Annotated in this window: 10 protein-coding genes; 8 read left to right on the plus strand and 2 right to left on the minus strand. The window is 72.9% G+C overall.

Translation table 11 applies throughout. The annotated features are described in order from the left end of the window. Window positions 1-6: 6 nt before the first annotated feature. Window positions 7-450 (minus strand): response regulator, encoded by a 444-nt coding sequence (locus tag GXP74_RS42270; RefSeq protein ID WP_182453009.1) that lies wholly within the window; start codon window positions 448-450, stop codon window positions 7-9. Then, entirely contained in the window at window positions 450-830 is a 381-nt protein-coding gene (locus GXP74_RS42275; protein ID WP_182453010.1) for a hypothetical protein, read from the minus strand. Before GXP74_RS42275 ends, GXP74_RS42270 begins: the two co-directional genes overlap by 1 nt. 241 nt (window positions 831-1,071) lie before the next feature. Here GXP74_RS42275 and GXP74_RS22285 point away from each other — a divergent pair, with 241 nt between their 5' ends. From GXP74_RS22285 to GXP74_RS22320, 8 genes are all read left to right on the plus strand, one after another. Next, window positions 1,072-1,917, plus strand: a complete 846-nt coding sequence (locus tag GXP74_RS22285; RefSeq protein ID WP_182453011.1) for an STAS domain-containing protein — start codon at window positions 1,072-1,074, stop codon at window positions 1,915-1,917. After that, window positions 1,914-2,309, plus strand: coding sequence for an STAS domain-containing protein (locus tag GXP74_RS22290; protein WP_182453012.1), 396 nt, complete (start codon window positions 1,914-1,916; stop codon window positions 2,307-2,309). The genes GXP74_RS22285 and GXP74_RS22290 overlap by 4 nt, the downstream gene beginning before the upstream one ends. Then, window positions 2,306-2,716 carry an anti-sigma regulatory factor gene (locus GXP74_RS22295; protein ID WP_182453013.1) on the plus strand — a complete coding sequence of 137 codons (411 nt, stop codon included), beginning with the start codon at window positions 2,306-2,308 and terminating at the stop codon, window positions 2,714-2,716. Before GXP74_RS22290 ends, GXP74_RS22295 begins: the two co-directional genes overlap by 4 nt. Continuing rightward, window positions 2,704-3,876, plus strand: a complete 1,173-nt coding sequence (locus tag GXP74_RS22300; protein ID WP_182453014.1) for an ATP-binding SpoIIE family protein phosphatase — start codon at window positions 2,704-2,706, stop codon at window positions 3,874-3,876. Before GXP74_RS22295 ends, GXP74_RS22300 begins: the two co-directional genes overlap by 13 nt. 8 nt (window positions 3,877-3,884) lie before the next feature. Then, entirely contained in the window at window positions 3,885-5,681 is a 1,797-nt protein-coding gene (locus tag GXP74_RS22305) for an ATP-binding protein (protein WP_182453015.1), read from the plus strand. Further along, window positions 5,668-7,302 (plus strand): fused response regulator/phosphatase, encoded by a 1,635-nt coding sequence (locus tag GXP74_RS22310; protein ID WP_182453016.1) that lies wholly within the window; start codon window positions 5,668-5,670, stop codon window positions 7,300-7,302. The genes GXP74_RS22305 and GXP74_RS22310 overlap by 14 nt, the downstream gene beginning before the upstream one ends. Before the next feature lie 160 nt (window positions 7,303-7,462). Continuing rightward, on the plus strand, window positions 7,463-8,281 hold the full coding sequence (locus GXP74_RS22315) for an MEDS domain-containing protein (protein WP_182453017.1): 819 nt from the start codon (window positions 7,463-7,465) through the stop codon (window positions 8,279-8,281). Then, window positions 8,278-9,249: a sensor histidine kinase gene (locus tag GXP74_RS22320; RefSeq protein WP_182453018.1), complete on the plus strand. Its 972-nt coding sequence runs from the start codon at window positions 8,278-8,280 to the stop codon at window positions 9,247-9,249. The genes GXP74_RS22315 and GXP74_RS22320 overlap by 4 nt, the downstream gene beginning before the upstream one ends. The last annotated feature ends 9 nt before the right edge of the window (window positions 9,250-9,258 follow it).

Here is a 9,258-nt window from a genome sequence, read left to right on the forward strand (position 1 = left end):
GAGTGGTCACGGACCGTGACTGCCCGGCGGGGTGGCGGTGTCCAGGAAGAACGTGCCGATGTCCCGCACGGCGTGGATGAAGTCGTCGAGGTTGACCGGTTTGGTGATGTAGGCGTTGCTGTGGCTCCGGTAGGCACCGGACACGTCGTCGGGGGCGTTCGAGGTGGTGAGCACGACCACCGGGATGATCTTGAGCTCCTCGTCCTTCTTCAGCACGTCCAGCAGTTCCCCGCCGCTCATCCGGGGCATGTTCAGGTCCAGGACGATCAGGTCCGGGCGCGGGAGGGCCGGGTCGCGCAGCCGCTCCAGGGCGGCGACACCGTCCACTGCCCGGGCGATCCGGCGGGTGGCCCCGCGGTGCCGCAGCGCCTCCTCGATGAGCATCGCGTCCGCGGGATCGTCCTCGACCAGGAGGACGTCGAACGGGCGGGGGGCTGCGAGCGCGGCCATCAGTGGCTCCCGTCGGCCGGTCGCGGCCGCGCGCCCTCGTCCTCGGGATGCCCGGCCGAGACCAGACCGGGCCACCGGCGGCGGGCGCCCTGGCGGCTCATGTTGCAGGCCGCGCCGAGCTGGGGATAGCCGGCCCCCTCCCGGGCGGCGGTGGTCGCCGCCCGGTCCTTCTGCCGCTCGATCGCGTGCTGGAGGTGGACCAGCGCGTGCAGGATGGCCAGGGCGTCGTGCTCCGGGACCTCTCCGGGACCGGCCTGCGGATCACCCATCGGCCGGAAGGCACGCTGCGCCAGCCGCTGCGCCAGGTCGGCGACGGCCGCGTCGGCGATGGCCGCGATCTCGCGCTCCGGCAGCACCACATCGAAAGGATTGCTGGGCATGCCCGCCAGTCTAGGCGGCACTCCGGTCGTGGACAACAACGGTTGTCCACGACCGCGTCCGGACCGGACCGGCTTGGGCGAGCCGATCCGGGGTAGAAGGAGTCGGCGGCGAAGCTGGGAAGGCCCCAATTCCCGCCCCGGACGGCCATTCGAGCCTGTCCCTACCGATGGCATACCCTGCCGTAGATCGGCCGGATCCCCCGAGCCGGTCTTGGGGAAGCCCCTAGCGAAGGAACATGTCGTGGCTGATCAGGAAGAGTGCGCGCGGCTGGTACAGCTGCTGACCGTCGAGTCCGAGGACCTGGCGGCCGGTTGGGTGACCTCGGTCGTCTCGTCCCTGCGCGGCCGGGGAAGCCGGGCGGAGATCGACCGCGAGCTGCGGGAGCTGTACGGCGCGCTGGTGGCCGCGCTGCGCCGGGGCAGCCTGGACGCCCACAGCGAGGCGTTCGGGGAGGTGCGGGCCCTGCTGACGGAGCTCTCCCGGGCCAAGGCCAGGCAGGGCTTCACCCCGACCGAGACCGCCCTGTGCGTCTTCGAGCTCAAGGCGGCCCTGGAACCGTTGCTCACCGCCGACCCCGACCCGGCCAACGTGCGCTCCTACGTGCTGCTGAGCCGGCTCCTGGACGGGCTCGGGCTGTTCACCGTGGAGACCCACGCCCGGGCCCGCGAGGAGCTGATCAGCGCCCAGGCCGAGCAGCTGCTGGAGCTGTCGACGCCGGTGGTGAAGCTGTGGGACGGGGTGATCGGCGTACCGCTGGTGGGCACCCTGGACTCGGCCCGCACGATGGTGGTGATGGAGAAGATGTTGCAGGCCCTCATCGACACCGGTTCCGAGCAGGCCATCATCGACATCACCGGTGTCCCCGCCGTGGACACCCAGGTCGCCCAGCACCTGCTCAAGACCGTGGTCGCCGCCCGGCTCATGGGCGCCGAGTGCACCATCTCCGGTATCCGACCCCAGATCGCCCAGACCATCGTCGCGCTGGGCATCGACTTCGGCGACATCACCACCAAGGCGACCCTGGCCGACGCCCTGCGCCACGCCCTGAAGCAGTCGGGCACCGACCTCGGTGGTCGGACCCGATGAGCGACCGGGTACCGGTCCTGCGGATCGGCGACGTGCTGCTGGTGTCCATCCAGACCGACCTGGACGACGAGGCGGTGCTGAACCTGCAGGACGACCTGGCCGCCCGGGTGGTGGATTCCGAGGCGCACGGGGTCGTCATCGACATCACCGCCGTGGAGATCGTGGACTCCTTCGTCGGCCGGATGCTGGCGACGATCGCCTCCATCTCCCGCCTGCTGGACGCGGAGACCGTGGTGGTCGGCATGCGCCCGGCCGTGGCCATCACCCTGGTCGAGCTCGGCCTGTCACTGGGGGGTGTCCGGACCGCGCTCACGTTGGAGAAGGGCCTCCAGGCCCTGCGCCACTCCGGCGTCAGGTCCGGCGGCGGCTCAGCAGATCCGACCGCGTCGTGAGTCTCGACTCGCGGCCGACGCACGCGCCCATCGAGTCCAGCGACGACGTGGTGCGCGTCCGCCAACTGGTCCGCGCCGCCGCCCAGGAGTGCCGGCTGTCCCTGGTCGACCAGACCAAGCTGATCACCGCCGCCAGCGAGCTGGCCCGCAACACGCTGGTGCACGGCGGCGGCGGTTCCACCGACATCGCGCTGGTCGACAACGGCCTGCGCCGGGGTGTGCGGGTGGTCTTCGAGGACAGCGGACCGGGGATCCCGGACCTCGACCTGGCCCTGACCGACGGCTGGACCTCGGGCACCGGCCTCGGCCTGGGCCTCAGCGGTTCCCGTCGGCTGGTCGACGAGTTCACCATCGACAGCCGCCCCGGCCAGGGCACCACCGTGACCATCGTCAAGTGGTCCAGGTGAACCTCTCGCTGCTGGAGGGTGCGGAGGTCACCTGGTTCCGTGAGCTCTCCGCCGCGCGCGGCGCCGCCGCCGCGCTGGCCCGCCGGATGGGGCTGGACGAACAGCGTGCCGGGCAGGTCGCCCTGGCCGTCTCCGAGGCCGCGACCAACCTCGACAAGCATGCCGTGGACGGCACCCTGCTGCTCCGGGCGGTGCGCGACGCGGAGCAGGCCGGGGTGGAGTTCCTGGCCGTCGACTCGGGCCCGGGCATGTCCGACGTCCCCGACGCCATGCTGGACGGCAGCTCGTCCACCGGGACCCTGGGCATCGGCCTGGGGGCCGTGGCCAGACTCGCGGACGTCTTCGACATCCACTCGATCCCCGGCCGCGGCACCGTGCTGGCGGCCCGGTTCTGGCCCCGGAACCACGCCGAGCGGGCCGCGGGCGGGCATACCCGGCCCGAGGAGCCGGTCGCGGACGGGGTCACCCGGCCCATCAGCGGTGAACAGCAGTGCGGGGACGCCTGGGCGGCGAAAGTGGACCACGGTCCCACGGCCGCCGAGGCCGCCCCGGAGCGGCAGGTCCGGACGGTTCCGGGCGGGGGCGCCGTCGACTGGGCGTCGCTGACCGCCACCCGGCCGGTCTCCACGGCCTGGCCCGCCCCGCGACCGGGCGAGGGCTCCGCGGTGCTGGTCATGCTCTGCGACGGCCTCGGGCACGGTCCGCTCGCGGCCCTGGCCGCGGAGGCGGCCGTGCGGGCCTTCCGCGACAGCCGGTCATCGATGCCGGAGCAGGTGGTCCAGGACATCCACCGGGCTCTGCGCGGGACCCGCGGCGCCGCGCTGGCCGTCGCCCGGATCGAGCCCCAGGCCGGGCGGCTGCTGTTCTGCGGGATCGGCAACATCGCCGCCACCCTGCTCGGCCACGATTCCCGGGTCGGCCTGATGTCCCACCCGGGAATCGTGGGCCACCAGATGCGCAGCATGCGCACCTTCGAACAGCCGTTGCCGCCGGGCAGCGCGCTGGTGATGCACACCGACGGACTCACCGAACGTTGGAGCCGCGACACGCTGCCGGGACTGCTGCTGCACTCCCCCGTGGTCATGGCCGCCCAACTGCTGCGCGAGGCCGGTATCCGGCACGACGACGCGGGTGTGGTCGTGGCCAAGGGCGCCTGGTGAACGCTCCGATGACAGATCATCAACTTTCGCCCGGCGAGCCGCTGCTGCGGCTGGAGGTGTCCTTCGAGCGGGATGTCTTCACGCTGCGCAGACAGGCGAAGGCCGCGGCTCGGGCCGCCGGGATGGAGACCCGCGACCAGGTACGGCTGGCCACCGCGCTGAGCGAACTCGGCCGCGACCTGCTCCGCGCGGCTCGGCCGATGACCGCCGAGTTCCTCCTGGTCGGCAACGGACACCCGGCGCTGGCGGTGGTGCTGGACTGGCCCGACGACCGGGCCCCGAGCCAGGAGTCGCTGGACGCGGTGTCGCGGCTGCTGCCGCAGGTCGACTACGCCCCGGACCGCGGTCGGCTCAGCATCGGCTGCGTGCTCCCCCGGGACGCCGACGCCGAGCAGCGGTCGACGCGCGCCGCGCGGATCCGGCAGGCGCTGCGCGAGGGCGACGGCGCCAGCCTGACCGAGGATCTCCGGGCCCAGACCCGCGACCTGCTCGCCGCCCTCGACGAATCCCGCAGGCAGGGCGAGGAGTTGCAGCGGCTGAACGCGGAGCTGGAGGAGACCAACCAGGGGGTGCTGGCGCTCTACAGCGAACTCACCGAGGAGTTGGAGAACACCAACCGGGGAGTCCTGGCGCTGTACGCGGAACTGGACGAGAAGAGCCGCCAGTTGCGCGAGGCGAGCGAGTCCAAGACCCGCTTCTGGTCGAACGTCAGCCATGAGCTGCGCACGCCCATCAACTCCGTGATCGGCATGACCGGGCTGATGCTCGACCCGGGCTCGGAGCCCCTGACCGAGGAGCAGCGGCGGCAGTTGTCGCTGGTCAGCGCCGCCGGGAACATCCTGCTCACGCTCGTGGACGAACTCCTGGACGTGGCCAAGGCGGAGGCCGGGCGGATGGAGCCGCAGCCGGTCCCGGTCGACCTGCGGGCGCTGCTGGTGCAGCTGCGCGGGATCATGACGGCGACCGCCGTGCAGCCCGAGGTGTCGCTGCACTTCCCGGACCTGGACCGGGCGGATCCGCCGGACCTGCCGGTGCTGGTGACGGACGAGGTGATGCTCACCCGGATCCTGCGCAACCTGCTGTCCAACAGCCTGAAGTTCACCCGGCACGGGGAGGTCCGGCTGGACGTCCGGCGGGAGGCCCCGGACTGGCTGTCGTTCACCGTCACGGATACCGGGGTGGGTATCCCGGAGGACCAGCTGGAGCGGGTCTTCGAGGAGTTCTACCAGGTCAAGGGCGCGCACCAGCGCGATCGTCCGGGCACCGGCCTCGGTCTGCCGTACGCCCGCCGCCTCGCCGTCCTCATCGGCGGCACCCTGACGCTGGACAGTCGACCGGGCGAGGGCACCCGGGTGGTGCTGCGGCTGCCGCTGAGCACTCCGGCCGACACCCCGGCGCGCCCGGGCCTGCGGCGGCTCGGGTCGGTCCTGATCGCCGACGACGACCCGGTCTTCCTGGAGACGTTCCGTCCGGTGCTCAGGCGCCTCGCGGACCGCGTGGTGGAGGTGCACGACGGCCGCCTGGTGGTGGCGTCGGTCCGGCGCGAACAGCCCGACGTGGTGCTGCTGGACCTGCACATGCCCGAGGCGGACGTCCGTACGGTCCTCGAAGGGCTGGCCGCCGATCCGGCGCTCCGGCAGATCCCCGTGATCATGGTCACCTCCGCCGACGCGTCCGCGGTGGACACCGCCGGGCTCGGCCACGCACTCGCGGTCCTCGGCAAGGACGGCCTGACCGCTGAACGACTCGCAGATCTCATCGCCCACGAGACCAGGGAGAGGACCCTCCGCCATGACCGCCCCTGAAGCACCCGAAGCCCCCGAGCAGCCGGCCGTACTGCTGGTCGTCGAGGACAGCGCGGCCAACCGCTACGTCCTGTGCAGCTGGCTCAGGCGGGCCGGCCACACCGTGGTCGAGGCGGCCGACGGCGCCGAGGCGCTGGCCCTGCTCGACACGGCCGACGTGGCGGACCTGCCGGAACTGGCCGTGGTGGACGTGAGGCTTCCCGACATCAGCGGCTACGAGATCTGCGAGCACATCAAGGCGACCCCGCGCACGGCCGGTATGCCGGTCATCCACGTCTCGGCCACGGCCATCGCCACCGCGGACCGCACCCAGGGCCTGTTCCGGGGCGCGGACGCCTACCTCACCGAACCGATCGCGCCCAGCGAACTGCTGGCCACGGTCACCGCGTCGCTGCGCTACGGCCGCGCCCGGGCCCGCGCCGAGCGGCTCGCGCAGCGCCTGACCGCGCTGAACCAGGCCACGCTGGAGGTGTACGGCGCAGCGGACAGCAAGGGCCTGGCGGCAGCCGCCACCCGGGGCGCGACCGCCCTGTTCGGCCCGGGCGCCGTGGTGCTCTCCCAGGCGCCGCAGACCGACACCGTCCGGTTGACCTACGACGCGGGCGACGCGGGTCCGGTGTCCCGCCCGGCATCGCCGGACCTGCTGCGGGAGCTGACCGAGGGCGGCCTGGGCGACCGGATCGGCGTGGAGATCAGCCACGTCCCGGCGTCGGTGTGGCAGGGTCTGTCGGCGCTCGGCGCGACCGGCAGCCCCCCGGCCGACGACGCCGTCCTGGTGGCGGCCCGCACCAAGCGCGACCGTCCGGCGGTGTGCATCGCGGTGCGCGCCGGGGCGGTGCGCGGCGACGAGGACCGCAAGCTGCTCACCCAGTTCGCCCAGGCCTGCGCCCTGGCGCTGGAGGCGCTGCGCAGCTACAGCGAGGAGCACGTGCTGGCGCTGACGCTTCAGCGCTCCTTCCTGCCCGGGCGGCTGCCGCGGGTCGCCGGGGTCGAGTCGGCCGTCCGCTACGTGCCCGCGACCACCCAGAACCAGGTCGGCGGGGACTTCTACGACGCCCACGCCACACCCGACGGCCTGCTGCTGGCCGTCGGCGACGTCGTCGGGCACTCGCTGGAGGCCGCCGTGGTCATGGGCGAGCTGCGGCACGCGCTGTGCGCGTACGCGGTCGAGGGGCACTCGCCCCGGGCCGTCATGGAGTTGCTGGACACGCTGCTCGTCCGCCAGTGGCCGGGGTGGACGGCCACGGTGTGCCTGGTGCTGATCGCCGCCGACAACGGCAGCGTGACCATCGCCAACGGCGGCCACCTGCCGCCGCTGCTGCTCGCCCCGGACGGGACCGCGGCCTTCGTCGACGACCACGGCCCGCTCATCGGCATCGGCCGTCCGCAGCCGCCGTCCACCGTGCTGGAGGTGGCCGACGGCAGCCGGGTCCTGCTGGTGACCGACGGTCTCATCGAGACCCGGGACAGCGACATCGCCGATCGGCTGGAGGCGATGCGCGCCGCCGCCCTGGCCGCTCCGACGTCGCCGGAGGAACTGTGCGACTCGCTGCTGGAGACCTTCGGCGCGGAACAGGACGACGACATCGTGCTGTTCGCCACGCTGATCAACCGGCCGTGACCGGCGCCCGGGACTCCGGGCCGGCGCCTCCGCCCGGGTCGCCGCCGATATGCTGGTGCCGGTACATCGGCCGGGGAGCCCTTGATCGGATCGGGCACCCGCTGCCGGACCACGTCGGTCCCGGGCCGCGGGACCACGGGCCGCAGAGAGGAAGGTCGGTGTGAGGAGCGCACGTACGCTGCCGACCCTGGATCCGGTCGAGGTGGGTGACCACGTCTGCTGGCTGGTCGACCCGGGCGACGACTTCACCGGCACCGCCCGCGCGTTCCTCTCCGACGGCGCCCTCTACGGGGACAAGGTACTGGTCGTGGGCGCGCGGGGGCCCCGTCGGCAGCGGCGCGAGGCCGCGCCGGAGCTGCTGGTGGACCCGCACGCCGAGGACACCTGGCCCGACTCCTGGGACGCGGAGGCGATGCTCGGCGTCGTCCGCCGGGAGGCCGACACCGCCAACCGGGAGGGCTTCCGGGCGCTGCGGGTGCTGGCCCGGATGGACCAGGTCTGGCCCGACGGCGCCAGCCCCGCCGAGGTCGCCCGGCACGAGCTGGGACTGGACGCCCTGGTCGCCGAGGGCAGGGCGCTGGTGGTCTGCGCGTACCACCGGCAGAGCTTTCGCCGCGCGTCTGTCGAGCAGTCGGTCGGCGTACATCCGCATACTGTGGGCATGAGGCCGGTGATGCCGGATTTTCGGATGTTCAGCGCGGAATCGGACTGCTGGAGCGTGAGCGGCGTGGTGGACAGCGACGGGGCCGCGACCTTCCGGACAGCGGTCAGCGGACTGCTGTCCCGGTCGGCCACGGTACGGCTGCGCTGCGAGGGCCTGGAGCTGATGGACGCCGCCGGTATGCAGGCCCTGGCCGAGGCCGCCGCGGCCTTCCCCGACCGCAAGGTGATCGTGGAGGGCGCGAACGAGACGGTACGCCGCTGCTGGGCGCTGCTCGGCTATGACGCCCCGCAGATCCCGGTGGAGCTGGCACCATGACCGAGCGCACCAGCCCCGCGGACGCCGGACCCGCCGCCGAGGCCGAGCCCGGTTTCCGGCACGAGCTGTACCCGTACGCGGGCGAGGCGGAGTTCCTGTCGGGCGCGCTCTCCTTCATCGACGACGCCCGCGCCGGACAGGAGCTGGTCCTGGTCGCGGTCGCGGACTCGAAGGAGCAGATGCTGCGCGCGGAGCTGGAGGGCAGCGGGGCGGCGGACAACGTGTCCTTCCTGGACACCGCGGCTCTCGGCCGCAATCCCGGCCGACTGCTCCCGGCCTGGCAGGACTGGATCAGCAAGCGCGCCACCGAGGGCCACCAGGTGCGCGGGATCAGCGAGTCGCCCTGGGCCGACCGCACTGTCGCCGAGGCGGGCGAGCTGCACTACCACGAGTGGCTGATCAACCTCGCCTTCGCCGAGTCGCCCGCCTGGTGGCTGCTGTGCCCGTACGACACCTCCGCGCTGGAGCCCTCGGTGCTGGAGGCCGCCGAGCGCTGCCACCCGCTGGTCCTGCACGAGGGCAGCCACGGCCCCAGCAGTTCCTTCGTCGACGAGCCGTACGTGTTCGCCGAGCTCGGCTCGCCGTGCGACCCCTATCAGGAGCTGTCCTTCCGCACCGGGGAGCTGACGGCGGTGCGGTCCAGGGTGACCACCTGCGCCACCGAACACGGCTTGGAGGGCGCCCGGTTGCGGGAGCTGCTGATCGCCGTCACCGAGGTCGCCTCGAACAGCATCAAGTACGGCGGTGGCCGGGGAACGGTGCGGGTCTGGGCCGAGGACGCGAGCCTGGTCTGCGAGTTCCACGACTCCGGTCACGTCCAGGACCCCTTGGTCGGCCGGATCCGCCCGACCATCGACCAGACCGGCGGCCGGGGCCTGTGGCTGGTCCAGCAGCTGTGCGACCTGGTCCAGATCCGTTCCACCGCCGAGACGGGGACCACCGTCCGGCTCCACGTCGCCCTCGGCTGAGACCACCGG

Origin of the sequence: Streptacidiphilus sp. P02-A3a (assembly GCF_014084105.1) — a bacterium.
In the GTDB taxonomy this organism is placed as follows: domain Bacteria; phylum Actinomycetota; class Actinomycetes; order Streptomycetales; family Streptomycetaceae; genus Streptacidiphilus.

Coding starts and splice junctions, on each gene's coding strand:
- GXP74_RS22290 (WP_182453012.1), top strand. CDS start 1,914: ATGAGCGACCGGGTACCGGTCCTGCGGATCGGCGACGTGCTGCTGGTG.
- GXP74_RS42270 (WP_182453009.1), bottom strand. CDS start 450: ATGGCCGCGCTCGCAGCCCCCCGCCCGTTCGACGTCCTCCTGGTCGAG.
- GXP74_RS42275 (WP_182453010.1), bottom strand. CDS start 830: ATGCCCAGCAATCCTTTCGATGTGGTGCTGCCGGAGCGCGAGATCGCG.
- GXP74_RS22305 (WP_182453015.1), top strand. CDS start 3,885: ATGACAGATCATCAACTTTCGCCCGGCGAGCCGCTGCTGCGGCTGGAG.
- GXP74_RS22320 (WP_182453018.1), top strand. CDS start 8,278: ATGACCGAGCGCACCAGCCCCGCGGACGCCGGACCCGCCGCCGAGGCC.
- GXP74_RS22310 (WP_182453016.1), top strand. CDS start 5,668: ATGACCGCCCCTGAAGCACCCGAAGCCCCCGAGCAGCCGGCCGTACTG.